At 64.3% G+C, this 25,594-nt stretch carries 22 protein-coding genes; 8 read left to right on the top strand and 14 right to left on the bottom strand.

Annotated elements, in window-relative coordinates; genetic code table 11:
- Positions 1-2: 2 nt before the first annotated feature.
- The 3 genes from GT590_RS02325 to GT590_RS02315 form a co-directional block, all read right to left on the bottom strand.
- On the bottom strand, positions 3-779 hold the full coding sequence (locus GT590_RS02325) for an ABC transporter permease (protein ID WP_009607865.1): 777 nt from the start codon (positions 777-779) through the stop codon (positions 3-5).
- On the bottom strand, positions 772-1,722 hold the full coding sequence (locus GT590_RS02320) for an ATP-binding cassette domain-containing protein (RefSeq protein WP_015760093.1): 951 nt from the start codon (positions 1,720-1,722) through the stop codon (positions 772-774). Before GT590_RS02320 ends, GT590_RS02325 begins: the two co-directional genes overlap by 8 nt.
- 249 nt (positions 1,723-1,971) lie before the next feature.
- Complete coding sequence (locus tag GT590_RS02315; protein WP_161170873.1) at positions 1,972-2,703, bottom strand: response regulator transcription factor; 732 nt, start codon at positions 2,701-2,703, stop codon at positions 1,972-1,974.
- Between the two features lie 624 nt (positions 2,704-3,327).
- On the opposite strand from GT590_RS02315, the gene GT590_RS02310 reads away from it, so the two are divergent.
- The gene (locus GT590_RS02310) at positions 3,328-3,864 is read left to right on the top strand and encodes a hypothetical protein (RefSeq protein WP_035585906.1); all 537 of its coding nucleotides are present in this window, start codon (positions 3,328-3,330) and stop codon (positions 3,862-3,864) included.
- A gap of 592 nt (positions 3,865-4,456) precedes the next feature.
- Entirely contained in the window at positions 4,457-5,086 is a 630-nt protein-coding gene (locus tag GT590_RS02305; RefSeq protein ID WP_015760091.1) for an endonuclease domain-containing protein, read from the top strand.
- A 496-nt stretch (positions 5,087-5,582) separates the two neighbouring features.
- Here the strand turns inward: GT590_RS02305 and arcC (GT590_RS02300) are convergent, their stop codons facing one another.
- The 4 genes from arcC (GT590_RS02300) to ptcA (GT590_RS02285) form a co-directional block, all read right to left on the bottom strand.
- Positions 5,583-6,536, bottom strand: a complete 954-nt coding sequence (arcC, locus tag GT590_RS02300; RefSeq protein WP_114513594.1) for a carbamate kinase — start codon at positions 6,534-6,536, stop codon at positions 5,583-5,585.
- A 284-nt stretch (positions 6,537-6,820) separates the two neighbouring features.
- The gene (gene aguA, locus GT590_RS02295; protein ID WP_009306487.1) at positions 6,821-7,981 is read right to left on the bottom strand and encodes an agmatine deiminase; all 1,161 of its coding nucleotides are present in this window, start codon (positions 7,979-7,981) and stop codon (positions 6,821-6,823) included.
- Between the two features lie 164 nt (positions 7,982-8,145).
- Positions 8,146-9,648 (bottom strand): APC family permease, encoded by a 1,503-nt coding sequence (locus tag GT590_RS02290; protein WP_009306488.1) that lies wholly within the window; start codon positions 9,646-9,648, stop codon positions 8,146-8,148.
- A gap of 133 nt (positions 9,649-9,781) precedes the next feature.
- Positions 9,782-10,822 (bottom strand): putrescine carbamoyltransferase, encoded by a 1,041-nt coding sequence (gene ptcA, locus GT590_RS02285; RefSeq protein ID WP_009306489.1) that lies wholly within the window; start codon positions 10,820-10,822, stop codon positions 9,782-9,784.
- A 286-nt stretch (positions 10,823-11,108) separates the two neighbouring features.
- On the opposite strand from ptcA (GT590_RS02285), the gene GT590_RS02280 reads away from it, so the two are divergent.
- Together GT590_RS02280 and GT590_RS02275 are read left to right on the top strand one after the other, a co-directional pair.
- Complete coding sequence (locus GT590_RS02280) at positions 11,109-12,068, top strand: helix-turn-helix transcriptional regulator (protein ID WP_009306490.1); 960 nt, start codon at positions 11,109-11,111, stop codon at positions 12,066-12,068.
- Positions 12,069-12,527: 459 nt separating this feature from the next.
- Positions 12,528-13,949, top strand: coding sequence for an MATE family efflux transporter (locus tag GT590_RS02275; RefSeq protein WP_015760089.1), 1,422 nt, complete (start codon positions 12,528-12,530; stop codon positions 13,947-13,949).
- 364 nt (positions 13,950-14,313) lie between these two features.
- Here the strand turns inward: GT590_RS02275 and arcC (GT590_RS02270) are convergent, their stop codons facing one another.
- The 4 genes from arcC (GT590_RS02270) to ptcA (GT590_RS02255) all read right to left on the bottom strand — a co-directional run bounded on the left by arcC (GT590_RS02270) (position 14,314) and on the right by ptcA (GT590_RS02255) (position 19,121).
- The gene (arcC, locus tag GT590_RS02270) at positions 14,314-15,267 is read right to left on the bottom strand and encodes a carbamate kinase (RefSeq protein WP_161170872.1); all 954 of its coding nucleotides are present in this window, start codon (positions 15,265-15,267) and stop codon (positions 14,314-14,316) included.
- A 31-nt stretch (positions 15,268-15,298) separates the two neighbouring features.
- A complete protein-coding gene (gene aguA, locus GT590_RS02265) occupies positions 15,299-16,414 on the bottom strand; it encodes an agmatine deiminase (protein ID WP_161170871.1) in 1,116 nt (371 codons plus the stop codon).
- A 154-nt stretch (positions 16,415-16,568) separates the two neighbouring features.
- Positions 16,569-18,068: an APC family permease gene (locus GT590_RS02260; protein WP_021409852.1), complete on the bottom strand. Its 1,500-nt coding sequence runs from the start codon at positions 18,066-18,068 to the stop codon at positions 16,569-16,571.
- Between the two features lie 27 nt (positions 18,069-18,095).
- Complete coding sequence (ptcA, locus tag GT590_RS02255; protein WP_161170870.1) at positions 18,096-19,121, bottom strand: putrescine carbamoyltransferase; 1,026 nt, start codon at positions 19,119-19,121, stop codon at positions 18,096-18,098.
- 211 nt (positions 19,122-19,332) lie between these two features.
- Here ptcA (GT590_RS02255) and GT590_RS02250 point away from each other — a divergent pair, with 211 nt between their 5' ends.
- The 4 genes from GT590_RS02250 to GT590_RS02235 all read left to right on the top strand — a co-directional run bounded on the left by GT590_RS02250 (position 19,333) and on the right by GT590_RS02235 (position 23,414).
- A complete protein-coding gene (locus GT590_RS02250; RefSeq protein ID WP_021409846.1) occupies positions 19,333-19,998 on the top strand; it encodes a hypothetical protein in 666 nt (221 codons plus the stop codon).
- Between the two features lie 23 nt (positions 19,999-20,021).
- The gene (locus GT590_RS02245) at positions 20,022-20,855 is read left to right on the top strand and encodes a MerR family transcriptional regulator (RefSeq protein WP_021409847.1); all 834 of its coding nucleotides are present in this window, start codon (positions 20,022-20,024) and stop codon (positions 20,853-20,855) included.
- Positions 20,856-20,941: 86 nt separating this feature from the next.
- Positions 20,942-22,234, top strand: coding sequence for an MFS transporter (locus tag GT590_RS02240; RefSeq protein ID WP_021409844.1), 1,293 nt, complete (start codon positions 20,942-20,944; stop codon positions 22,232-22,234).
- 148 nt (positions 22,235-22,382) lie between these two features.
- On the top strand, positions 22,383-23,414 hold the full coding sequence (locus GT590_RS02235; RefSeq protein ID WP_161170869.1) for an SDR family oxidoreductase: 1,032 nt from the start codon (positions 22,383-22,385) through the stop codon (positions 23,412-23,414).
- A gap of 47 nt (positions 23,415-23,461) precedes the next feature.
- On the opposite strand, the gene GT590_RS02230 is transcribed toward GT590_RS02235, so the two are convergent.
- The 3 genes from GT590_RS02230 to GT590_RS02220 all read right to left on the bottom strand — a co-directional run bounded on the left by GT590_RS02230 (position 23,462) and on the right by GT590_RS02220 (position 25,531).
- A complete protein-coding gene (locus tag GT590_RS02230; protein ID WP_009306503.1) occupies positions 23,462-24,154 on the bottom strand; it encodes a histidine phosphatase family protein in 693 nt (230 codons plus the stop codon).
- Complete coding sequence (locus tag GT590_RS02225) at positions 24,154-24,621, bottom strand: YbaK/EbsC family protein (protein ID WP_114554841.1); 468 nt, start codon at positions 24,619-24,621, stop codon at positions 24,154-24,156. The genes GT590_RS02230 and GT590_RS02225 overlap by 1 nt, the downstream gene beginning before the upstream one ends.
- 133 nt (positions 24,622-24,754) lie before the next feature.
- The gene (locus GT590_RS02220) at positions 24,755-25,531 is read right to left on the bottom strand and encodes an amino acid ABC transporter ATP-binding protein (RefSeq protein ID WP_009306505.1); all 777 of its coding nucleotides are present in this window, start codon (positions 25,529-25,531) and stop codon (positions 24,755-24,757) included.
- Positions 25,532-25,594 lie beyond the last annotated feature (63 nt).

Below are 25,594 nucleotides of genomic sequence, written 5' to 3'. Positions count from 1 at the left end.
TCCTACACGTCCTTTCGAGCGCACACGCCCAGCGCCACCGCCACGCACGCCACCAGCACCGTGCCGCACGAGACGAGGATATGGCCTATGTCGCCCGGCGACGCCAGCAGCGCCTGACCGCCCTGAACCAGCAGCGCACAGCTGCCGTACGGAAGCCATTCCGCTGCGCGAGCGAGGGGCTCCCATGCAACGGAAGTGCTCGCGAGCAGTGTGACGACAATGCCCACACCCCTACTCCGCGTCAACCAGGTTGCCGTCGCGGCCAGCATTCCATACGTCCAAAGGACAAGCAGCAGCAACCCGTACCAGACGGCGATTTCCGGGACCGAATCCGCATGGGCGTACGCGAACCCTGCCGCCTTGAGAAGGATTTCGAACACAGCGATACCGAACACCGAGAACGCCGTCGAGAGCATGACGACGAACACGATCTTCCCGCCGTAGTAGTCCAAGCGATCCCGTCGCGACAGGGGCAGGCTCTTCACGAAACCGCTTGAGAAATCAAGCGCAAAGAACTGGGCGACCACCACGGAGACGAGGAGGACCGTCGTCCAGATCCACAGACCGGACTGGGTCTGCGTGAAGCTTCCAAGCTCCTTGCCGTTTTGGATCGCCATCGACGAGGGGCCTTCCCCGCCCGTCGCGCTAAGGTCAGGCATGGCCGCCGTGCTCATCATATACACCGAAAACGCCACCGCCGCGAGGATAATACCGAGCGCTACATACAGCGTCTTGGTCTTGATCAGGCGATATGCATCCATGCGCAGGTACTTAAACATGAGCAGCATCCCCTCCCATGAGTTCGAGGAAGTAGTCTTCCAAATCACGCTCGTGGACACGCAGTTCGTACACCGGGATATTGTTCGCAGCCAGGAACGTGCCGAACACGGTCGCGTCGAGCGCTGCGCGCTCCTCCGACACGCCCCGCAAGCGCAGCGTCCCGTCCGGCAACACCGTGCAGGCGATATCAGGATATGCCTCGGCCAGCAGCGCCAGCGTGCGCTCCGGCTCAGCCGTGCGCACGACCAGGTAATCGCCGCACGCCTGGGTCACTTCGTCCGCCGTCATCTCGCATACCATCCGACCCGCGTCGATCACGCCGTAGCGCGTGGCGATGCGCCCCAGCTGGTCCAGCACATGCGAGCTCACCACCACGGTGACGCCACGCTGCTCGTTCAAGCGGATGATGAGGTTGCGCATCTCGCGCACGCCCTCGGGATCGAGCCCGTTCATCGGCTCGTCCAGCAGCAGCACGTCGGGCGAGCCTAGCATCGCCAGCGCCAATCCGAGGCGCTGCTTCATGCCCATAGAGTAGTTCTCCGTTCGCTTCCCGCCCGCAGTACCCAGCCCCACGACGCTCAGCAGCTGCTCGATTTCCCCCACATCGTCCACGATGCCCAGCGCGATAGCCTTGCAGCGCATATTATCGAACGCGGTCATGTTGGGGTACAGTCCAGGGCTTTCCACCAACGCGCCGATGCGGACGGCCTCGCTGTACTCAGCGCTGCCCGACGGGTCGGCGGCCAGGCGGTCGAACAGACGCACCTCACCCGCCGTGGGACGGATCATCCCGCAGATCATCTTCATCGTGGTCGATTTTCCTGCGCCGTTTCGGCCGACGAAGCCGTAGATATCGCCGCGGGCGACGTGCATGTCCAGCCCGTCGACGACGTTGCGCCCGCGATACGCCTTGCTCAGGCCACGCGTTTCAATTGCCAGCACGCGATTCTCCTTCCTGACGGCTTGCCGCAACGTCCGCTTAGCCTTTCAGAAGCTGAGAGTTTTCGCACAGGCGCATCAGGCCTCTTAGCTCAAACCCTCAGAACCTTCAAGGTTATGCGGCTCGTCGCAGCAATCCCGCCTACTCCTGCCGTGAACGCTCTGCCATCCACGATACGGAGAAGGCGTTAGGGAACCCTCCCGAAAACGTTAAGAAAGTTGTAAGAACGCGCGCGACGGCAAGCGAACTGCTCATTCGGCCAGCTTGAAGCCGATGCCCCATACCGTTTCTATCTCGCCGGCCGAATGCGCGGCGCGCAGCTTGCTGCGGATGTTGCTGACGTGCACGTTGATGGCCTTCTCCTCGACCGCGCTTTCCTCGTTCCATGCGATCTCGAACAGTTCGCGCTTCGTGAACACCTTGCGCGGACGTCGCACGAGAGCTTCGAGGATGTTGAACTCAAGGCGCGTGAGGCGCACGGGCTCTTCCCGCACCAAAAGCGTGCGGGCGTCGACGTCGAGCGTCCAGTCTTTGTAGCGCATCGCGGTTGCGGCGGCGGGTTCGGGGAGGCGCTCGTCGGAAGGCGCGCCGGACGCGGATGCGCGGCGAACGTCGGCGTGGCGCAGCTGCACCTGCACGCGAGCCAGCAGCTCGTCGAGGTCGAAGGGCTTGGTCAGGTAATCGTCGGCGCCCAGCTTCAGCAGCGCCACCTTGTCGGCGGCGGTCGTGCGCGCCGACATCACGATGACGGGCATGTCGCCGCAGGCGCGCACGAGGCGCACCACGTCCTCGCCCGCCATGCCCGGCAGCATGAGATCGGCGATCACGAGGTCGAACGGCTCGGAGCCGGAAAGCAGCAGCCGCCCCTCGCTGCCCGAGAAGGCCTGCGTGCAAGCGAACCCGTTGCGGCGCAAATGCACCGCCACCACCTCGTTGATGTCGGCGTCGTCCTCGATGATCACTATGGATGCTGGCTCGCTCATAGAGGGTATTGTACCGCAAGGCAAACGCGGGAACCCGCATTTCGAGAGCCGCAACCGCATGCACCCTCTTTTCGCTCCAAGCCCAAACGGCAAAACCGGCGGTGAAACGCGCTCTGCCATGAAAAAGGCCGAAAACGGCAATGTCCCCTACTTATGCGCACTTCCGCCAAGCAAGTCTTAGACTTCTGCGCGTCTCATCGTGAACGTGATCAGGGAAATACCTGGTCACAGAATCTTTTGAATTGCGAGAGCCGCAAAAAAGAGAAGGTTGGAGCCTTTCGGAGCGCACGTAAGTCACGGACATTGCCTTTTTCGGCCTTTTTCATGGCAGAGCAGCGCATAAGTCGGGAACTTTTCCATCGTGGACGCGATGGCGATGTTGACGGAAAGCCCCGAAGCTCGCACCTATCGGAGAGCGCTCAAGCATCGCCTCGAAGAGGAAGGCAGTCGGTTGGTTGCAGAATGCAGCCAACTGAAAACGCAGTCTGCGGAAGACAATAGTTCTACCGCACCGACGCCGGCACCACCGAGCAGGTACTGCGCCTCGTCCGGTCCATCCCCTCGCCCAAGGCCGAGCCGTTCAAGCTGTGGCTCGCACAGGTCGGCAAAGAGCGCATCGACGAAATGTTCGACCCCGAGCTCGCCATCGAACGCGCCATCGAGTACTACCGCCGCAAAGGCTACACCGAGGACTGGATCAGCCAGCGCCTGTTCTCCATTCGCGTGAGGAAGAACCTGACGTTCGAATGGCGAGAACGCGGCGTGAAAACCAATTCCGAATACGCCATCCTGACCAACGACATATATCGCGCCTGGTCGGACATGACCGCCCGCGAGTATAAAACCTTCAAAGGCCTCGCCAACGAAAGCCTGCGCGACAACATGAGCGACCTAGAGCTAGCTTTGAGCACGCTGGCGGAAGCCACCACGGCCGAGGTCGAGCGAGCGACCGACCCTGAAAGCCTCCCCGAGCATCGCGAGGTCGCACGCTCAGGCGGCGAGGTGGCGGGCATCGCGCGCAAAGCAGCCGAGAAGAAGATCGGCGGGCCCGTCATCACCTCGGCCACCGCGCCCGATTTCGGTCGCCTCATCATGGAAGTGATCGAGGTGCAGGCCATCGAGGAAGAGGGGGATGCGCTAAACGCCGATGCGGCCGAATAGGCGCGCACCCGATCGTGACGACGAGATGGAACCGGCTGTCGGCCTGGCCGTCGGTCGCTTGCATCTTGCTGCACTCGCATTCCCGCACCGCCTCTCGCGTGCTAGAATATCGGCAACAAAGAGCCAGTGCGAGCGCCCCTCCTCACGAGGCGGCCCATTGCGGAAACCGTGCCCTCGTTTCCCCTACCACGCCCGTAAGATCCTCTCAACCCAAGGGCAATGAGGAGGCGCGGTGGCTTCACCCTCGATATGCTTCGGATACGAAACCGCTTTGCAGATCCTGCGCACGACCGACCCGCGAGAGCGAACCCTTTTGCGCAGCGGAGCGCACACGATGCCGGATCGAGCGCCCAGCATGTGCGCCTTTCGGCAGGCCCTCGAATCGCTCGAAACGTTGCACCCATCCATGATGCTCGAACAACCTGTGCATCTTCTGGTGTCTCGCGTATCCCAATGCCGATCTACAAGCGCTTTCACGGTGCGCGCATGCAAAACGATCGTGCAGGGACGCCCGCTTCACCGACTTGGCAACGGCGCATACGTAAGCGCTGCACCCCTCGCCTTCGTGCATATAGCAGCTCAAGAGACCAGCATGATCGCACTGCTCGAACTCGGCTACGAACTGTGCGGCTCCTATCAAACCAGACGAACCGGCACATCATCCGCCTACCAGGTCGAACCCCTGTCATCGATTCACGCCCTTGCAGACTTCGCCACACGAAACCCGTCGCTTCGCGGCGCAACCAAAGCCGCGAAAACCTTGCGCTACCTTGCCGACAACTCGGCCTCCCCGCGCGAGACCAAGAAAGCCATTCTCCTCGGCCTGCCCATGATGTACGGCGGATACGGGCTGGGCATTCCCCGCATGAACTACGAGGTGAAAGCCAACCCGGCTGCACGAGCGCTTACGGGCAAATCGTGTTTCCGGTGCGATCTATGCTGGCCGGAAGCGAAGCTCGATGTCGAATACCAAAGCCGGGAATCGCACTCCGGGGAAGAAAAGCGCATCGAGGACTCCCGAAGGACGAACGCCCTCGCTTCCATGGGCTGGACCGTCGTCTCCGTCACCAATGACGAGCTGGACAGCCTAGTCGCCACCGATGCGATCGCGGACAGGATCCGCAAGCATCTCGGAAAACGATCGCAGGTGCGCGTGGCAAACTACCACTCGAGGAAGCTGAAACTCCGCAGACAGCTCGGCCTCCCAATAGGGTACGACTGACTTTCGATGCATCTTCCAGGCTGTGATTCGCACAAAAAACCGCGACGTTTGATTCCTTGAAGAAAGCCGAGGGAGCGCCGATCGAGGGATCTCGACAAAACCGCAGGTGGGAAACTCGAGCCCGGAACCCGTCCGAGATGCGAAGCCCTCCGTCCCGCTCGAACGGCCCTTTCACCATCGAACGTCGCCACTTTTTGTGCAATCCGGCGCGAATTTTGCGCATTGGCCGCCGGCAGCGGGTAGTGAAACACGGACAAGAAAGCGGCCCGGCGGGACACGGCGGCCCGGAGGGGCGGCGGGTCAGCGGGGACGCGGCGGGCCGGAGGGATTCGGCGGGCCGGGGAGCGCGGCGAGCCGGTGCGATGCGACGCCGGGGGGGTCGCGGCGGGCCGGCTGGGCTTCGGACGCACGGGCGCAGGGCACGAGGCGGCCGCGCAAAAGGGAAGGGCCCGCTGCCGAACATGCGGCAGCGGGCCCTTCGGGCTTCGGAGGCGCTTTACGCCGTGATGACCGTGCCCGTCTTGCCCTCGAGGCCCGCGGCGGCGCACTCGAGGCTGGTGATGAGGGCCTTGCCCTCAGGGTAGGCGCGGACGTACTCGATGCAGGCCTCGACCTTGGGGAGCATGGAGCCGGGGGCGAACTGGCCCTGGGCGATGTACTCCTCGGCCTCGGCGACCGTCATCGTGGAGATCTCCTCCTGCTCCGGCTTGCCGAAGTTGATGCAGACCTTCTCGACGGCCGTGAGGATGACCAGCATGTCGGCGCCGAAGTCGGCGGCCAACTTGGCCGAGGAGCGGTCCTTGTCGATGACCGCCGGGACGCCCTCGTACAGGCCCTCCTTCTCGAACACCGGCACCCCGCCGCCGCCCGTGGACACCACGATGTAGCCGGCGTCCATGAGGTCCTTCACCGCGTCGAACTCCACGATGCGCACCGGCTTCGGGGAGGCGACGACCTGGCGCCAGCCGCGGCCCGCGTCCTCCTTGAAGGTCCAGCCGGTCTCGGCGGCCTTGGCCTTGGCCTCCTCCTCGGAGAGGAAGGCGCCGACGGGCTTGGTGGGGTTCTGGAACGCCGGGTCGGCCGGGTCTACCACGGTCTGCGTCACGACGCAGGCCGTCGAGCGGTCGATGCCGCGCAGCTTCATGTCGTTCAGGATGGCCTGGGACAGCTGGTAGCCGATGTAGCCCTGGCTCATGGCGCCGGCCTCGGGGAACGGCATCTCGGGCGTCTTGCCGTCGTTGGCGGACGCGTACGCGAACGCGTTGTTGATCATGCCGACCTGCGGGCCGTTGCCGTGGGACACGATGACGTTGGTGCCCTCCTCGACCATGTCGACGATGTTCTTGGCGGTGTCCTTCACCAGCTGGAGCTGCTCCTGGGGCGTGTTGCCCAGGGCGTTGCCGCCCAGCGCGATGACGACGGACTTACCTTCACCCTTCTGATAAGGCATGCGATGCTCTCTTTCTCTCGGGCGCGCCCAACGCGCGCCGCAGGGACGGGAGGTGAGGAAAAAGCGGAGCGGCCCCTGGCGAAAGGACCGCTCCGTGGCCCGCCGACCTCCGCCGGTGCGCACCGGTTGGCCGGAGGACGGATGGGGCCTTCTGGAAAATGCCTTGATGAAAAAGCCGGGGTTGCCACGGCCGGAGACTGTCAGGCAGAGGATAATCAATCGCAGAACGCTCGCGGCACCGGCGGGACGATCCGCCCCGCCGGCCGCGAGGTCGCCGGAACAGCCTACTTGCCGGCCGGCTCCTGCTGGGTGATGCAGTGGATGTTGCCGCCGCCGAAGACCACCTGGTCGGTCTTCACGCCCACGGCCTTGTACGCGCCCTCGCCCCACGCCTCGTCGAACGCAGCCTGGATCTGCTGGACGGCCAGCGCGTCGTTCTCGTCGCCGTACTGCGGCACGATGACGCCGCCGTTGACGATGAGGAAGTTCATGTACGACGCGATCAGCGGCTCATCGGCCACGCGCGGCTCGGCGTACTCCTCGGTGTCGATGGAGTCGCAGGACGCCTGGTCCATGTACAGCGGCTTCACGGGCATGCAGAGCTTGGTCACCTCGAGCTTGCGGCCCTTGGCGTCCACGGCGTTGGACAGCGTCTCGTAAGCGGCATGACACTCGTTGTAGAACGGGTAGTCCGGGTCGTCGGACCAGATGCACAGCACCTTGCCGGGAGCGACGATCTGGGCGACATCGTCGATGTGGCCGTTCGTCTCCTCGGGGTCGATGCCGTCCTTGACCCAGATGACCTTCTCCACGCCCAGGTACTTCTTCAGCTGCTCGTCGCAGTACGCGCGCAGCTCCTCGGACCAGGGCTCGTAGTCGGTCACGGACGCGTTGCGGCCGGGATCGAGCAGGCACATGTCGGTGGTGATGACCGTGCCCTCGCCGTCCACGTGGATGGAGCCGCCCTCGAGGATGAAGCTTTCGGGGCGATAGCGACGGCAGCCGCTCATCTCGGCCATCTTGAGGGCGATCTGCTCGTCTTTGTCCCACGGGAAGTACAGGCCGTTCTCGAAGCCGCCGTAGGCGTTGAAGTGCCAATGCACGGCGCGCTTGTCGCCCTCGTCGTTGACCACCCAGGTGGCGCCGGTGTCGCGCACCCACGCGTCGTCGGTGGTCATCTCGACGACGGTGACGTTCTCGTCGTCCTCGAACACGGCCTTGGCGTTGGCGTAGTCCACCTGGTTCACGCACATGGTGACGGGCTCGAACTCGGCGATAGCGCGCGCCACGTCGGCGTACTGCTTCTGAGCCGGCTTCGCGCCCCAGGCCCACGTGTCGGTGCGGTGCGGCCACGCCATCCAGATGCGGGTCTGCGGCTCGAACTCGCCGGGCATGCGGTAGCCGTCGGCCTTCGGGGTGGAAACGCTCTCGTGAATCGTCTTCATAATGCACACCTTTCTGTTTTGGTTTGCAGTACTTGCTTCAAGCGTTGTTTGTTACTCTGCTGGCGCCGCGCCGGATCCTTCCCTAAAGGACTAGCTTCGCGTCGCGACTCCGCTCAGGATGACAGCCGGGATGACGACCTGCGCGGCGCCAGCTTGGTTCTTGCTTACGCGACCGGCACCGCTTCGGGTTCCGCGTCGCCCTTCGCCTCGGGGGCCTCGGCCTCGTCGGCGGCCTCTTCGGCGGCTTCCTCAGCCAAGCGCTCGGCGGCCAAGGCGGGCGTCAGGCCCTTGTACTCTTCCGTGCGGCCGCGCTTCGACCAGATGCGCACCACTTCGCCCAGCACCACGAACACGATGACGCCGATGAGCATGGGGATCTTCGAAAGCTCTTCCTCCGAGCCGTTCAGCGGCACGATGGTGGCGATAATGGCCAGCACCAGCTCGATGGCGGGAATGGCCAGCATCACGTACATGAGCTTGCCCTTGAAGGGGAACGTGAACACGCGCTTGCGGTTCGGGTCCACCTTGCGCATCTTCAAAAACGCCGGGAACATCGGAATGTAGCTGATCAGCAGGAACACGACGTTCATCGAGAACAGCATCCAGAAGATGCCCTCGGAGATGGCCGGAATCGGGATCAGCTGCAGCATGAGGGCCAGCGAAGCCACCACGCCGTTCACGATAGCCGCGCCGGTGGGCATCTCGGTCTTCGCGTTCTCATGCGAGAACACCTTTGGCATGTTGCCGTGCTTGGCGGCGTAGTCGGCCACGAAGTTCACGCCGAACGACCAGGAGGCCATGTTCGCGAACAGGGTGACCAGGAAGATGATGCAGATGAGCATGAAGATGGGAGACGCCTCGCCCACCATGGTCATCACGGCGTAGATCATGCCGAAGTCCGGGTCGATCTGGTCGGCCGGGATGGCCGCGCCGATGCCGAACGAGCAGAACAGGTAGATGGCGCCGATGGCCAGGCCGCCCAGCACGATGGCCTTGGGGATGTCCTTCGAGGGGTTCTTCATGGCGCCGGCGAAGGTGCAGATGACCTCGAAGCCCATGAAGTTGAACAGGATGATGGACAAGTACGTCAGCGCGTTGGTGTTGGTGAGGTCGGGCATGAACGTGGCCGGCGACATGTCGCTGGCGAAGCCGTTGTTCACGGCGTACCAGATGCCGAGGCCGCCCACGGACACCGCGATGAGCACCTTGAGGACGGCGCCTCCGTTGAGGATCCAAGCGGAGTCCGACACCTTCGAGAAGCTCATGAACACGACGATCCACACGAACGCCAGCTCGATGAGCAGCACGGGAGCCAGCTCGAACTCCACGCCGAACACCATCCCCAGGATGTCGGGGAACAGCGTGGCCAGAGAGGCGATCCACAGCGGGAAGTTGATCCAGTAGTACCACGCCACGCGGCTGCCCCAGCGGTCGCCGAACGCCTCGCGGATCCAGTCGTACAGGCCGCCGTCGGAATCGTAGGTGGTTCCCAGCTCGGCGACGACCATGCCGTAGGGAAGTAGAAACGTGATGATGAGGAAGATCCACCAGAAGAACTGCTGGTTGCCGATGGCGGCAGCGGGGGCGGCGGCCTCGGCCACGAACACCACGCAGATCACGGACAGAATAACGCTGATGAATGAGAACTTCTTGACTTTATTACCCATTGGTTGTCCCCTTTCAGGGGTTCAGCCCCACCGGGCCGCGTCAGCTAACGTCGCGGGCCCGGCCCGGTGGAGCGTTCGATCAGTGCAGGCATCCTGGAGAAGGCCGTCCCCCTCCAGGATGCGCAATCCCCAACTAGGCGATCTTGTTGAGCACCGCGTTCATGCGAGCCTCGGCGGCGTCGGCGGCGTCGGCATCCTCCTTCGTCTTCGGGCAGAGGTAGGCCAGGATGGCACGGATGGAGTGCTTGCGGTTCTCGGCCTCGACCCAGCACAGGCTGCGCTCGGGATGGTCCATGACCTCGTCGGTCACTTCCTCGCCGCGGGTGGCCGGCAGGCAGTGCATGAACTTGGAGTCCGGGCCGGCGAAGTCCATCATCTCCATGGTCACCTGGTACTTGGGATAGAAGACGTCCATGTAGCTCTCGCCGCCCTCTTCCTCGTCGTACAGGCCGTACCACACGTCGGTGTAGACGAAGTCGGCGCCCTTGATGCACTCGATGTCGTCGGACACGGTGACGGTGCCGCCGGACACCTTGCAGTTCTCCTCGGCGATGGCCATGATGTCCACGTCGGAGTCGACCACGAGGCCGCCGTCGGTCACCTGCTTGCCCTTGGGGCCGAAGTGCACGAAGTCCATGCCCATCTTCGAGGCGATGAACATGAGGGAGACGCACACCTGCGTGGCGTCGCCGATGAAGGCGAGCTTGCAGTCCTCGATCTTCTTGCCCTCGGGCAGGTTCTCGATCATGGTCAAGAGGTCGCCCAGCTCCTGCGTGGGATGGTTGAAGTCGGACATGCCGTTGATGACCGGCGCGGCGGAGTGCTTCGCCAGGTTCACCACGTCGGGATGGCGGTTCACGCGGGCCATGAGGATGTCGACGAGCGAGCCCATGACGCGGGCGGTGTCCTCGAGGGTCTCGTGGCCGCCGAGCTGGATGGTGCCCGGGCCGAAGAACTGCGCATGGCCGCCCAGGTCGGTCATGGCCGTCTCGAAGGAGATGCGGGTGCGGGTGGACACCTGCTGGAAGATCATGCCGAGCGTCTGGTTCTTGAGGATCAGCGGGTAGCGGCCGCCCTCCTTGATCATAGCCTTCATGGACTGCGCCAGCTCGATCATGTCGAGCAGCTCTTCCTTGGTGAAGTCGTTGGTGTCGATGTAGTCCTTCACTGCCATGGTTCCTCCTATGGAATCGGTGGTCCGCGACATGCCGTCGGCAGCCGCATCTCTTGGCGCCCACTATGCGACCGGCACCCCGCGTTGTGAAGGAATAATGAAGATTATTTTCACGAAAAGAAATCTATAACCGAAATAATCCCCCGTAACCCATCCTCTGAACAGGCACTATAGTCTCAGTTTACAAAAGCTCTACAACCCCGATACGACTCGCTAAACCCACGAGGTAGAATGGCCGCATGAAGAACGGCCGACCCGCAAACGGGAAAGCGAGGGGGACTAAACCTTGGAGATCGCCTTCTACTTCTACACGATCCTCGTCATGCTCGTCTGTATCGCGGCGGGAACGATCTCCCTTTCCGCGTACTTCGTCTGCCGTAAACGAAGCCATCTGTACATGGTGGCGTTCTTCCTGTTCTACTTCCTCGATCTGGCGCTCATTTTCCAGAACGAATACCTCGGACAGAACACCGAGTTCCCCCTCGAAGTGTTCTACGCCATCGACCAGCCGGCCCTGAGGATATTCTTCGCCCTCGGCATCTTGGAAGCCCTGTGGCTGATCGCCTTGGATTTCCTCGGCGAGAAACGGATGTCGATGCGCATCGCTCCAGCCGTGGGCTTCGTCGTGCTCAGCACCGTCGTGATCGTCGCCCTGCCCGAAGGGCAGTACAAGCAATGGCTGTTCTACAGCATGCGCCAGGTGTTCCTGCTGTGGTGCCTCGGCTACGTGCTCATGCGCTACCGCACCACCAAAAGCGAGATCGAGAAGACGAGACTGCGCCGTCACGAGCCTTTGTTCCTGATCACGTTGGTGCTGACCATGTGCATCATCCTGGAAGACACGTTCATGATGCTAGTGTGGGACCCCACGTCGGTCTCTATGCTGCCCCTCTACATATCCGAGCGCAACTTCTCCGAGAACTTCCTCATGCTGGCGTTCGCGTTCTTCAGCCTGCGCGAAGCCGGAGCCACGTTGCGGCTGCGGTTCAAGGAGCCGCCCGCATCCGAGAACCCCGAGGTGCGACGGCAGATCGACGACCTGCTGCCCGCGTACTGCGAACGCCACGGCATGACCGCACGCGAGCGGGAGATCCTCGCCCTCGTGCTGCAGGGCAAGGACAATCAGAACATCGCGAGCGAGCTGCAGCTGGCGCTGGGAACCGTGAAGGCGCACGTGCACAACATCTTGAAGAAGACCGACCACGCAAGCCGCCAGGATCTCACGCGCGACTTCTGGAAAGAGTGAGACAAAGGGACAGGGTCAATGACTCATCCATCTTTTTTCGCCATCCTGAGGCATCTGTTCCCAGCCAACGCGCCGCTATCGGTTCGCCGCGCATGAACCCACTGCGCGGCGAACCGCAGCAGAATCGGCCCGTTGCGGACAAAAACCCCCGACGTGCGGATTTCGAGACCATTGGCAAACACCTTCGGGACGCCCATCGGAGCCCTTAGCCGCGCGCTGCAACAAACCCATGATCCTGACCAGGCACTTTTCGAACCGTTTAGATCCGTGAAGGACGGCGACGAAAACCAGGGTCCGCACGTCGCGGATTTTTGTCCCCAAACGCCTCACGTGGCGCGCTAATCCCATATAATCCCGCGCTCCCTCGAAACGCGACCGGTATAATCCCCCGCTCGCGTCGGCTTCGCGATAAGGTCGTCACGACGAAAACCGCCACCAGGCTCAAGGAGGCCGACGGCAATGGACGAGCTGCTCATCGAACCCGAACCCACCGAACGCGAGCTGCGCACCGCTCCCATCAAGCCGCTGTTCGCCCGCTACGCCGCCATCACGTTCGCCGGTATGCTGGCGCAGATGGTGATGGTGGTGCTGGAGGGCCTCATCATCGGCAACGGCCTGGGGCCGCTCGGCCTGGCCGCCGTCACCGTCATCCTTCCGCTGGAGCTGCTGAACTTGGCGCTGGGCGGGGCGCTGGGCATGGGTACCGCCGCCGCAGCCGGCCAGCGCCTGGGCAGCGGCGACACGGCGGGCGCGCAGAAGGTGTTCAACCAGGGGTTCTGGCTGGCCGCCTACCTGCTGGTGGCGCTTTCCGCGGCCATCGCCCTGTTCGCGCCGCAGATAGCCACGATGCTGGGCGCCACGCCCGACATCCACGACGACGTGACGGCGTTCATCCGCCTGCTCATGTGCTTCTACCCGTTCTGCACGCTGGGACAGCTGCTGTGCTCGCTGTTGCGCACCGACGAGAAGCCTTCGCTGGCCTCGGCGCTTGCCGTCATCGCCTCCGCCACGTCGCTGCTATGGCTGTATCTGTGCGTGTACGTGCTCGACCTGGGCTTCGCCGCCGCGGGCGCGTACTACGGCATGAGCACGGGGCTGTGGTTCCTCGCCATTCTGTACTTCCAGCTCAACAAGCAGTCCACCTTCAAGTTGACGTTCGGAGGCATGAAGCTGGATCCTGCGATATGCCGCGCGATCCTCTGGCAGGGCTTGCCGCTGTTCCTGGTGCAGGCAGCCAGCCTCGTGTACACCATCGCGATCAACAACTATCTGGGATCGCTGGGCGGCGATGCCGACCTCGCCGCGTTCGCCGTGATCAACGGCTACGTCGTCTACCTCCTGGACATCCTGTGCCTCAGCGCAACCTACGGCCTGCAGCCCATCGCCAGCTTCAACTGCGGCGCGCGCCGCTTCGACCGCCTGAGCGAGCTGGTGAAGGTCAGCCTGGGCGGAACGCTTGCCGTGCTGGCCGTCGTGTGCGGGCTGGTCATCGCGTTCGCTGAGCCCATTTCGGCTTTCTTCATCGGCGACGATCCCCAGCTGATCGAGCTGACCGCCTCGCACTTCCTGCCGCTGCTGGCGTGCGCGCCGTTCGGGTTCCTGGCGCAGGTGGCCTCGGCGTACTTCCAGGCCGTGGGACAGGAGCGCATCTCCATTCTGCTGGGAGTGTGCCGCTACCTGCTGTTCGCCATCCCCATGATCGTGGTGCTGGCGGCCGTCGAGGGCCTGACCGGCGTCTGGTGGTCGCAGCCCCCCGCCGATCTCATGGCCGCCGCCCTGGCCGTGGCGCTGGCCGCGCGGGAATGCGGGAAGCTGAGGCGGGCGGGGGCAGCGCAAACAAAACCCGCACCCGAATCCGAACCGCTGCTCGAAGCGGAGTAAGAACCTCTCACGATGCGGGCGTCGTCTCGCCTTCGGCGCCCGCATCGTACACAATGTCGAGCACCTCCTGACGAGAGCTTACGCCCATGTTGAGCCGCTCCCGCTTGTCACGATTAGCATCGGTTTGTTGGGTTGCGGCTTGAACGTGGGGTGCCTGTTTTTGGCACAAATTTACGGGTAGGGGAATTTGGTTCGGATTGTGGACGATTTCGACCTGAGGTTTCTTGTTTTTCACCCCTATCGTACATGCGAAACAGCGCCGAATCGCTCCCCTACCCGTTATTTTGTGCCAGAATTTCGACTCGCGCCTTCACGATGGAGAAGCGCGTGGCCCGCGCGTCGACGGGCCGCACGCTTTCGGCGCTTACGCCACGATCAGGGTGCCGGGCTCGCCCTCGATGGCTTCGGCGGCGTTCTCGAGGCTGGTGATGATGGCCTTGCCCTCGGGGTAGGCTTGCAGGTACGCGATGCAGGCCTCCACCTTCGGCAGCATGGAGCCGGAAGCGAACTGGCCTTCCTCGATATACTGCGCGGCCTCGGCCACGGTCAGCACGTCGAGGTCCTGCTGGTCCGGCGTGTTGAAGTTGATGGCCACCTTCGGCACCGCGGTGAGGATGACCAGCATGTCGGCCTTGAAGTCGGCCGCCAGCTTGGCGCTGGAACGGTCCTTGTCGATGACGGCCGGCACACCGCGATACCCGCCGTCCTCCTCAATGACGGGCACGCCGCCGCCTCCCGTGGAAACCACGAGGTAGCCGTCGTCCACGAGGTCCTTGATGGCATCGAACTCCACGATGCGCACCGGCGCGGGCGATGCGACCACCTGGCGCCAGCCGCGGCCGGCGTCCTCCTTGAACGTGGCGCCCGTCTCGTTCGCAAGACGCACGGCCTCGTCTTCAGTCAGAAACGCGCCCACGGGCTTCGTGGGATCCTGGAACGCGGGGTCGTTCGCGTCGACCACCGTCTGGGTGATGAGAGCCACCGACGAGCGCATGATGTCGCGACGCTTGAGCTCGTTCAGGATGGCCTGGGACAGCTGGTAGCCGATGTATCCCTGGCTCATGGCGCCGCACTCGGGCAGCGGCATGGCCGGCGTCTTGCCGTCATGGGCGTTCGCGTAGTCGAACGCGTTTTGGATCATGCCGACCTGCGGCCCGTTGCCATGGGACACGACGACGTTCACGCCCTCGCCCACCATGTCGACGATGTGCGAGGCGGTGTTCTTCACCAGCTCGAGCTGCTCTTGCGGCGTGTTGCCCAAGGCGTTGCCGCCGAGGGCGATGACCACGGTCTGGCCGGGTCCTTTCTGATAGGACATGGGAAATCCTTTCTGATTGGGGCTTCGGACTTTACACTCCAACTGGCTGCTGCTGGGTGATGCAGTGGATGTTGCCGCCGCCGTACACCACCTCGCGCGTGGGCACGCCCACGACTTCGCGTTCGGGGAACATCTCCTGCACCTGCTGCAAGGCCTTCTCGTCGTATTCGTCGTCGTACTGGGGCACCAGCACGAAATCGTTGCCGATCAGGAAGTTCATGTACGAGGCGATGCACACGTCCTCGGTGGTGCGCGGGATAGTGCCCTCCACCACGTCGATGGCGTCCACTTCCTCCTGCGTCATGTAGGTAGGCTCCTTCGGCATGGTCAGCTTGTGCACCCTGAGCTGGCGGCCCTTGGCATCGGTGGCGTTCGACAGCGTTTCGTAGGCGGCGTGCGCGGCCTCGTAGAACGGGTTGTCCTCATCGTCGGTCCAGATGCAGGCCACCTCGCCCGGGCGCACGAAACAGGCCACGTCGTCGATGTGCCCGTTCGTCTCCTCGGGGTCGATGCCGTCCTTGATCCAGATCACCTTGTCGACGCCCAGGTACTCGCACAGGTAGTTCTCGATTTGCTCCTTCGAGAGCTCGGGGTTGCGCCCCTCGGACAAGAGGCACATCTCCGTGGTCATCACGGTGCCTTCGCCGTCCACGTGGATGGAGCCGCCCTCCAACACGAACGAGTCCGGACGGTAGCGGTCCACGCCCGCGAGGTCGGCCACCTTCAGGCCCACGAGCGCGTCCTGGTCCCACGGGAAGTACAGGCCGTCCACCAGCCCGCCCCATGCGTTGAAGAGCCAGTGCACCGCGCGCACGTCGCCGTCGTCGTTCACCACGAACGTGGGGCCGCAGTCGCGGATCCACGAGTCGTCGCTGGTCATCTCCACGACCAGGATGTTCTCCTCGCCCGCCAGCACGTAGTGCGCGGCGGCGTAGTCCTCGGGGTTCACGCCCACGATGACCGGCTCGAACCGGGCGATGCCGCGCGCCACGTCGGCGTACGCCTTCTGTGCGGGCTTCGCGCCGTCGCGCCAGTTGTCGGGACGATGCGGCCACAGCATCCAGATGCACTCCTGCGGCTCAAACTCGCCGGGCATGCGGTAGCCGTCCTTCTTCGGGGTCGATTCGTTCTCGTAAATTGTATCCATAAGTACGTCCTTTCGGGGTTGGTTGTCATCCTGAGCGAGCGCAGCGTGTTCGTTGGATCCCGTTTGGCGCCAGCCGCGGCAGCTCCCGCTATCGCCGCACGGGATCCTTCGACTGCGCGCCTTCGGCGCTCCGCCCAGGATGACACGGGTCGCTTTACACCAGATCGCGCGGCTCGCGGCCGATGATCAGATCCTCTTCCACGGCGATCTTCTCGGATTCAGGCATTTCCTCGTAGCCGTGCGCCACATCGAACTCGAACGGGTCGCCGCTCGAGCCCATGCCGCCGTAGTCGTCCTTGCGCCCGCGCGCCGACCAGATGCGCACGAGCTCGCCCAGGATGACGAACGCGATCACGCCGATGAGCATGGGGATCTTGCTCATCTCCTCGGGCGAGCCGTTCAGCGGAACGATAGTGGCGATGATGGCCAGCACCAGCAGGATCACCGGCACCCACGCCACCACCAACGCCACGCCGCGGCCGCCCGGCACCTTGAACACGCGGTTCGCCGCGGGATCTATAGTGCGCAGCTTCAAAAACGCGGGAAACATGGGAATGTAGCTGATCAGCAGGAACACGATGTTCATGGAGAAGAAGATCCAGAAGAAGCCGTCGAAGCCCGCCAGCTCCATAACGGGCGACAGCAGCACCAGCACGCTGGCCACCACGCCGTTGACGATGGCGGCGCCGGTGGGCATCTGGTTCTTTTCGCTCTCGTGCGCGAACACCTTCGGCATGTTCTTCTTGCGCGCCGCGTGCTCGGCCACGAAGTTCACGCCGAACGACCAGCTGACCATGTTGCCGAACAGCGTGATGAGGAACACGACGCCCACCACGATGAACAGCACGCTGCCCACGCCCGCCATGATGCCCACGGCGTCCATGATGCCGGAGTCCAGCGAGATGTCCATGGCCGGGATGGCGGCGCCGATGCCGAACGAGCTGAACAGGTACAGCGCCGCGATGGCGATGCCGCCCGCGATGATGGCGCGGGGAATCTGCTTGTTCGGGTTCTCCATCGAGCCTACGTACGTGGTGATGACCTCGAAGCCCATAAAGTTGAACAGGATGATGGACAAGTACGTCAGGCTGTTCGAGTCGAGCGCCGGCAGGAACGTCTCGGGCGCCATGTCGTTCGCGAAGCCGAAGTTCACGGCGTACCAAATGCCGAGGCCGCCCACCACCAGCGCGATGCCCACCTTGAGCACGGCGGCCATGTTGAGGATCCACGCCGAGTCCGACACCTTCGAGAAGCTGAGGAACACGACGATCCAGATGAACGCCAGCTCGATGATGAGCGAGGGCACCAGCCCGATCTCCATGCCGGTGATCATCGAGATGGTCTCAGGGAACAGGAAGGCGAGCGAGGCCATCCACAGCGGGAAGTTGATCCAGTAGTACCAGCTCACGCGGCTGCCCCACTTGTCGCCGAACGCGCGGCGCACCCAGTCGTACAGGCCGCCCTCGTCGTCGTAGGTGGTGCCCAGCTCGGAAACCACCAATCCGTACGGCAGCAAAAACGCGATGATGAGGAAGATCCACCAGAAGAACTGCGAGTTGCCGATGGCGGCCGCAGGAGCCGCCGCCTCGGCCACGAACACGACGGTGATGACCGACAGGATCGCATCGATCAACCGGAATTTCTTGTTTGCCATGCCAGGCCCCTTTCAGTCAGGCGAGCCTTATTCGATCGGAGCCTTTCCCAAGCCTTCCAGCAGGTAGTTCAGCTGGTCGTGGGCTTCTCCGGCTTCGGGCCGGTCGGTTTCGGCCTGCTTGCAGAAGTACGCCAGCAAACCGCGAATGGAGTGCTTGCGGTTCTCGGCTTCGTCCCAGCAGATGGACTGCGGGCCGTCGATCACCGCGTCGGTCACTTCCTCGCCGCGCGAGGCGGGCAGGCAATGCATGAACTTGGCGTCCGGAGCAGCCATGGCCATAAGCTCCTCGGTGACCTGGTACGTCGGGTAGAAGATGGCCATGCGCTCGTCCTTCGACAGCTCCTTGTCGTACAGGCCGTACCACACGTCGGTGTACACGAAGTCGGCGTCCTTCATGGCCTCCTCGCGGTTGTCGGTGACGCTGACGCTGCCGCCCGACACCTCGCAGTTCTTACGGCCGATCTCCAGCAGGTCCTCGCGAATCTGATGGCCCTCGGGGCCGTACTGCACGAAGGTCATGCCCATCTTCGAGGTGATGAACATCTCCGACACGCACACCTGGGTGGCGTCGCCCACGAACACCATCTTGCAGTTCTCGATGCGCTTGCCCTCGGGCAGATGCTCGATCATGGTGAGGAGGTCGCCCATCTCCTGGGTGGGATGGTTGTAGTCGGACATGCCGTTGATCACGGGGATCGTCGCGTACTTCGCCAGCTCTACCAGGTCCTCGTGACGGTCGACGCGCGCTTCGAGGATGTCCAGCAGGCGGCTCATAACGCGGGCCGAGTCCTCGATGGTCTCGTGCCCGCCCAGCTGGATGGTGCCGGGCGCGTAGAACTGGCCCGTGCCGCCGAGGTCGGCCATGGCGCCCTCGAACGACAGGCGCGTGCGGGTGGACACCTGCTGGAAGATCATGCCCAGCGTCTTATGCTTCAGCAACTCGGGGTAGTACCCGGCCTTCACGCAGCGCTTGAGCACGCGCGACAGCTCGATCATGTCGAGCAGCTGGTCCTTCGTGAAATCGTTGGTATCGAGAAAATCCTTGACGGTCATCGAAAAGCCTCCTTCGAAAGCGAACTGAACGGGCAGCCCGTCGTCGCGGCAGCGCCAGCGCGATGCGGCGAAGACAAACCGGCGCGACCGGATTGCAGTACGGCCGCGCCTTGCCGTCAGTTGTAACCCGAATCGCCGAAGCGCTCGACAAGGCTTGCGGGTCGTGCGAGAATCGAAGACGAACCGAAACCGAATCGCAAAAGGATGCCCTATGAACCTGCCCGGACTCATCACCGTTCAACCCGACCGAACCGAGGAGCTCGACGCGCTCGCCCGCATGGTTGGCACGTGCTTCCTCGAGGAGATGTGGTACGTCACCTGGCTCGAAGCGCTCGACGAGCTGGGCATCGGACGCGATCGCAAGCTGGAGATCACGCGCGCCGTCATCCGGTCGGACTACGAGGTCACCGCACCGTACCAGTGCGTGTACGCGCTGCCCGACCGAGCGGGGGCCGCGAACGTCTACCTGCGCAGCGAGCTGGGCGACGTCGACTGGACCGAGCTCGAGGAGGAATCGGGCACGCTTCTGGCCGAGGTGCTCACCGACGAAGAGATCGACGTGCTGGGACCGCGCATCGAGGCGATGGATCCCATCTCCTCCACGAGCTGGCCGCTCGAGCGTGCGGCGGCCGACGAGGATTTCATCTACTTCATCTCGGCCGGTGTGGATCCCGAGAAGCGTGGCAGCGGAGCATTCCGCCGTCTGTTCACGCCGTTTCTGGAATACGCCGACGAGCACGGGCTGGCCTGCTACCTCGATTGCTACACCGAACGGCTCGAGCAGCTGTACGGCCACTTCGGCTTCGAGACGGTGGAGCGCCGCAGCATCGACGCCTTCCCCATCGAAGAGCGCCTGATGGTCCGCCGGGCGCGGTAGGCGGGAGCGAAGGAGAGTTCCTGGTGAAGTCGAGCGAGATAGCGAAGCTGGCGGGGGTGTCGGTGCGCACGCTGCGGCATTACCACGCCATCGGGCTCTTGCCCGAGCCGCCGCGCGGCGAGAACGGCTACCGCGACTACAGTGCAGGGGATCTCGCGCGCCTGCTGCGCATCAAGCGCCTCGCATCGCTGGGATTCCCGCTTGCGCGCATCGGAGACGTGCTCGACGAGATAGACGCGGGCTTGCAGAACGCCGACGACCTGCGGGGCGGCACCGCGCTTGACGAGCTGGATCGGGAGCTCGCGTGCCAGATAGATCGCCTGCAAGAGCAGCGGCGCACCATCGCCCTGCTCAAGCAGCAGGAACTCGACCCCGATCTTCCGGCTCACCTCGCCCGAACCGCCAAAATCCTTCTCGATGACGAGCGCGTCGCCCTGCCCGCGAACGCCGGGGATCGCGAGGCGCTGCTCATCGTCGGGCACTTGTTCTCGGAAGAAGACGCCGCCAATGTGGAACAGGTTATGGCCGCTCTGGACGAAAACGGCACGCTCGGCCAGCTCGCCGAGAGCCAGGCGTGGTTCGACGCGCTGGACCCTCGCACCCCTCGCGAGGACATCGACCGCATCGTCGAGGAAGCCATCCCCTGCTTCGACCCCCTCATCGACTACTTCGACCAAGTAGACTGGGCCGATTGGGATGGGGAATACGACGCGCAAGCCGAAGCGCTCACCGACGAGGTCATCCGCCGGCACCTCAACGAGGCTCAGGCATACGCGCAGGATCGCCTCGAAGAGGCGCTCAAGCAGCGGGTTATGAAAAAGCGCAACACAGCCCTTGACCCCGACGCAGCGTCGTAGTTTTTACTCCTTTCTAGCAACGATTGTCATCCTGAGCGAAGCGCCACAGGCGCGCAGTCGAAGGATCCCGCAAGAAAGGATCCCTCATGTTCGGCCGCACATCCGTCAGATTCCTCGTATCGAACGCGCTTTCCCTGCTGGGAAACTCCATCGCAGCCGTCGCGCTTCCGCTCATCTTGCTGGCTACCACCGGCGATGCGCTGGCCGCCGGCACGCTGGCGCTCATCTGCGCCGTCCCCCAGATGGCCATCGGCATTGTGGGCGGTGCGGCGCTCGACCGCTTCAACCGCCGCACCATATCCATCGCCTCCGACCTCGTATCCGCCGCCAGCATCGCGCTCATTCCCATTGTCGATATGATATGGGGACTGAACTTCTGGTGGTTCGTCGCACTGGGCTTGCTGGGAGCCGTGGGCGACATCCCCGGCATGACCGCGCGCGACGCGCTGCTGCCAGCCGTCACCAAACACGACGACGTGGACCTCCAACGGTTCATGGGGTTGTCGCAGTCGCTCGATTCGCTGGTCACCATCGTAGGGCCCGCGTTGGCGGCGCTGTCCATCGGCCTGGTCGGCGGCGTGCCGTCGCTGTGGTTCACGGCCGCCCTCTCGTTCTCGGCAGCGCTTGCCACCGCCACCATCCCGCGCTGCGTGGGCGCGGTGCGATCGGGTGCCCCTGCGAACGAAGGCGACGCGACCGCGCAGCGGGGCGTCGTGCCATCGGCCGTTGGCGCGCTGCGCACCGGCATCCGCGTGCTGTTCCGCACCGACGGCGTGCTGACGGTCTCCACCCTGCTCACGTTCGGCATCGTCATGGTCATGGGATCGTTCCAGGGCCTCGTCCTGCCCGTGTTCTTCACGGACAGCGGCCGTCCCGAGCTGCTGGGCTACGTGCTGTCGACCATGTCGCTGGGCCTGCTGGCAAGCTCGCTCGCCTATGCCGCGTTCGCTCCGCGTCTGTCGCGTCGGACATGGTACGTGCTGTCGATGTTCGGCATGCTGTTGGGCGTGGCTATTCTGGGCGCGCTGCCCGCCTACCCGCTCATGCTGCTGGGCGCGCTTGTGCTGGGCGTGAGCGCCGGGCCCGCCTCGGCGCTGCTGGGCTTCTTCATGCTCGATCGCATTCCCGAGGCGTCGCGCGGCAGCGCGCTGGGCACGCAGAACTCGCTTCTGCTGGCGGCGGCGCCCGTTGCCGTGTTCGCCACCTCGGTAGGCGTCAGCGCACTGGGCACCTCGGTGGCCGCCGTCGTGCTCGTAGGCTGCTGGATGGCCATCACGGCCTTCGCCCTGGTCGCGCGCGGCATGCGCAACCTCGACGACGCCGCGCCCGACCTGAAGCGGGAGGAGGGCGCCCTCGAGGAGGCGCGACTCGATTCGTAAGCGTCCTCCTCGCCATTTCAGCCCGATTGCGTGCAAGTCGCACCTTTCCAACGGCCGCGCAGCCGCCCGAACGGCACTCGCCACCCGCTCCTATCATGACGGAAAAACCACTCGGGCGCAGCGCGTCCGGCACGAAAGGAGCGCCATCATGGCACAAACCGCATTGGTCACCGGCGCGACGAGCGGCATCGGAGAGGCTCTCTGCCTGCTGTTCGCCAGCGACGACTTCGATCTGGTCACCGTCGCACGCGACAAGGAGGCTCTGGAAAAGCAGGCCGACGAGCTGCGCAGGCTCGACATCGACGTGCTTCCCATCGCCTGCGACCTCTCCGACCCCGACGCAGCGCGCACCATCTTCAAGCGCGTCCAGGAGGCGGGCAAGGAGATCGAGATCCTCGTCAACGACGCGGGCTACAGCCCCGCCGGCCAGTTCTCCGACCTGCCCATCGCCGACATCCGCTCGATGATCCAGGTCAGCGTCACCAGCCTCGCCGAGCTGACCAGCGTGTTCCTGCATCCCATGCTGGAGCGCGGCCACGGCCGCATCCTCAACATGAGCTCGATGATGGCGAAAACGCCGTGCCCCTACAACGCGCTGTACGGCGCGGCGAAGGTGTTCGTGCTGTCGTTCTCAACCGCGCTGGCGCGCGAGCTCAAGCATACCGGCGTGTCGGTGACCACCGTCTGCCCCGGCGCCACGCGCACGAACTTCCCGAAGAACGCCGGCATCGAGGACGCACCCGCGTGGAAGTACTTCTCCATGGACACCGACGAGACGGCCATCCGCGTGTACCGCGCGCTGATGCGCGGCGAGCGCTGCGCCGTGACGGGCTGGTACAACAAAGTGGGTTCGATCTCGGTGCGGCTCATGCCCATGGGCATGCAGCTGCTAGCCGGCGAGTGGCTGATGGGCGCGCGCAAGCACCCGCTCGACCACGAGGGAACCGAAGAGGGCTCGCACGAGGAGCATCCGCACAGCCGGAAGCAGGGTCAGCCCGGGACGCACGCCTGCGGATGCGGCCATGCGCACGATCACGGGGACGGTCATGAGAACGGGCATCCTCGCGGACGCGAGGACGATCAGGCTCGGAGGTACGACCACCATCAGCACGGCCGGCGCGAACACGGCGGCATGGGCGGCACCGCGCCTGTCTGCCGCATCAGCTGGGATCGCTGGTAGCTCCTTTAGAGGCGGTCGGAGCGGGCCTGCTCCGACCGCCTCCGCGTTCACGGCCGCTGCCAGGCGGTGGAGCCTATCTCGCCCAGGCGGAAATCCGACCCGTCGTAGGAAATGCGCGTGACGCTGGCGTTCGGTATCTTCACCGGATCGTTCACGCGCTCCGGGTCGATGAGGTACACGAGCGTGCGCACGACGAACGAATGCGTCACCACCAGCACGTTACCGCCGCCGCGCTTCAGCCCATCATCGCCGGCCTCGCGGAAGAACCCGCGCAGGCGCCGTTCGATGGCATCGAAGCGCTCGGCGCGGCCAGAGCAATCCGCATCCGCCAGCACGTCGGCCACCTCGGGCAGCCGCCGATTGTGCTCCTCGAACGACAGCGGCGCGCCGAACCCCGCGTCGAGCGTGGCGTGCAGCAACTCGCCCGGCTCGCCCTCGAGGTCGCCGTAGCACCACTCGCGCAGACGCATATCGTCGTAGGGGCCGAACGGCACCCCGCTCCCCCGCGCGCGCAGCAGCTCGTCGAGCGTATGCACGGCGCGGCCGCTGTCGCTCGAGTACGCCGCAGAGAAGTCCACTTCGGCCAGCCCGCGCCCCAGCGACTGCGCGGCGCGCACGCCCTCGTCCGTGAGCGGCGTGTCGCACCAGCCCTGCACCTTGCCCATGACGTTGAACAGCGTCTGCCCGTGACGCACGACGTAGAACGTCATCTCGCCGGAACGGCGCTCCCCCGCCTCCATCAGACGACCTTGCAGACGTCGACCCAGGTGCAGGGCGCGGCGCAGCGTTCCAGCTCGTCGGGTGCCAGGCGCACGGCGCTCGCGGCGTTGCCCGCCGCCGGATACACGGTGTCGAAGCGCCGCAGAGATTCGTCGAGGAACACGTCCACGCCCTCGTTGAGCGCGAACGGGCACACGCCGCCCACGCCGTGGCCGATCAGCGGCTCGGCCTCGTCGGCGGCGAGCATCTTCGCCTTGCAACCGAACTGCGCCTTGTACTTGGGATTGTCGATGCGCGCATCTCCCGCGGCCACCACGAGCGCGACGCGGTCGCCCACGTGGAACGACAGCGTCTTCGCGATGCGCGCCGGCTCGCAGCCCACGGCCTGCGCGGCAAGCTCGACGGTGGCGCTCGACGTCTCGAACTCCAGCACGCGTTCCTCCATGCCCCGCTCGCGCAGAAACGCCTTCACCTTGTCGATAGCCATCGTCGCCTCGCTTTCCGGATAGGTTGCAGCTTCCAGTATAGCGCCGCATCCCGAATCGAAGAAGCCGACAACCGGATGCCGCGATCCCAGTTCGGAAGCAGGCTGGGCGATGTCATCCTGAGCGGAGCCGCGCCTACTCCCCCTCGAACTTCGCTAGGAACGCCTGGGTGCGCTGGTGCTGGGGGTTGTTGATCAGCTGCTCGGCCGGGCCTTCCTCCACGATCACGCCGCCGTCCATGAACACGATGTGGTCGGCCACGTCGCGTGCGAAATTCATCTCGTGCGTCACGATGACCATCGTCATGTTCTCGGCCGCCAGGTCGCGGATGACCTTCAGCACGTCCTTCGTCAGCTCCGGGTCGAGCGCGCTCGTGGGCTCGTCGAAGAACAGCACGTCGGGGTCGAGCGCGAGCGCGCGGGCAATGGCCACGCGCTGCTGCTGGCCGCCCGATAGCTCGCAGGGCACCATGTCTTCTTTGCCCGCGAGCCCCATCTTCGCCAGCAGGCCGCGCGCCGCCGCCAGCACCTCGTCCTTCGGGCGTTTCTGCACGTGGAGGGGCGCATCGGTGATGTTCTTCAGCACCGAGTAGTGCGGGAACAGGTTGAAGTTCTGGAACACCAGGCCAAAGCGGGTCTTCGCTTCCTTGAGCACGGCCTTGGGCGCATAAGCCGCCGCGCCCGCGCCGTCGCTTTCGGCAACCACAAGGTCGCCATAGGCCAAGCGCCCCGCGTCGAGCGTCTCCAGCAGCGTCATGCAGCGCAACAGCGTCGACTTGCCGCCGCCCGACGGCCCGATGACGGCCACCACCTCGCCCGGCTGCACCTTGAGCGAGATGTCCTTGAGCACCGGCGTCCCGCCGAAGCTTTTCTGCGCATGCTCGAGCAGCACGACGGGTTGTTCGTTGGTCATGACATGTGCTCCTTCCAGGTTTGCCAAAGTCAGCGAGGCTTTCTGCAGCGTCGAGCCGTTCCG

The organism is Eggerthella sp. BIOML-A1 (genome assembly GCF_009875595.1).
Lineage (GTDB): Bacteria > Actinomycetota > Coriobacteriia > Coriobacteriales > Eggerthellaceae > Eggerthella > Eggerthella lenta.
The sequence above is the reverse complement of the archived record's forward strand: the minus strand, read 5'-3'. Positions and strand labels throughout refer to the sequence as shown.

Coding starts and splice junctions, on each gene's coding strand:
- aguA (WP_161170871.1), bottom strand. CDS start 16,414: ATGGATACAATTTACGAGAACGAATCGACCCCGAAGAAGGACGGCTAC.
- GT590_RS02275 (WP_015760089.1), top strand. CDS start 12,528: ATGGACGAGCTGCTCATCGAACCCGAACCCACCGAACGCGAGCTGCGC.
- GT590_RS02220 (WP_009306505.1), bottom strand. CDS start 25,531: ATGACCAACGAACAACCCGTCGTGCTGCTCGAGCATGCGCAGAAAAGC.
- GT590_RS02305 (WP_015760091.1), top strand. CDS start 4,457: ATGATCGCACTGCTCGAACTCGGCTACGAACTGTGCGGCTCCTATCAA.
- ptcA (WP_009306489.1), bottom strand. CDS start 10,822: ATGGCAGTGAAGGACTACATCGACACCAACGACTTCACCAAGGAAGAG.
- GT590_RS02240 (WP_021409844.1), top strand. CDS start 20,942: ATGTTCGGCCGCACATCCGTCAGATTCCTCGTATCGAACGCGCTTTCC.
- GT590_RS02310 (WP_035585906.1), top strand. CDS start 3,328: ATGTTCGACCCCGAGCTCGCCATCGAACGCGCCATCGAGTACTACCGC.
- GT590_RS02230 (WP_009306503.1), bottom strand. CDS start 24,154: ATGGAGGCGGGGGAGCGCCGTTCCGGCGAGATGACGTTCTACGTCGTG.
- arcC (WP_114513594.1), bottom strand. CDS start 6,536: ATGCCTTATCAGAAGGGTGAAGGTAAGTCCGTCGTCATCGCGCTGGGC.
- GT590_RS02290 (WP_009306488.1), bottom strand. CDS start 9,648: ATGGGTAATAAAGTCAAGAAGTTCTCATTCATCAGCGTTATTCTGTCC.
- arcC (WP_161170872.1), bottom strand. CDS start 15,267: ATGTCCTATCAGAAAGGACCCGGCCAGACCGTGGTCATCGCCCTCGGC.
- GT590_RS02260 (WP_021409852.1), bottom strand. CDS start 18,068: ATGGCAAACAAGAAATTCCGGTTGATCGATGCGATCCTGTCGGTCATC.
- GT590_RS02225 (WP_114554841.1), bottom strand. CDS start 24,621: ATGGCTATCGACAAGGTGAAGGCGTTTCTGCGCGAGCGGGGCATGGAG.
- GT590_RS02315 (WP_161170873.1), bottom strand. CDS start 2,703: ATGAGCGAGCCAGCATCCATAGTGATCATCGAGGACGACGCCGACATC.
- GT590_RS02250 (WP_021409846.1), top strand. CDS start 19,333: ATGAACCTGCCCGGACTCATCACCGTTCAACCCGACCGAACCGAGGAG.
- ptcA (WP_161170870.1), bottom strand. CDS start 19,121: ATGACCGTCAAGGATTTTCTCGATACCAACGATTTCACGAAGGACCAG.
- GT590_RS02325 (WP_009607865.1), bottom strand. CDS start 779: ATGTTTAAGTACCTGCGCATGGATGCATATCGCCTGATCAAGACCAAG.
- aguA (WP_009306487.1), bottom strand. CDS start 7,981: ATGAAGACGATTCACGAGAGCGTTTCCACCCCGAAGGCCGACGGCTAC.
- GT590_RS02235 (WP_161170869.1), top strand. CDS start 22,383: ATGGCACAAACCGCATTGGTCACCGGCGCGACGAGCGGCATCGGAGAG.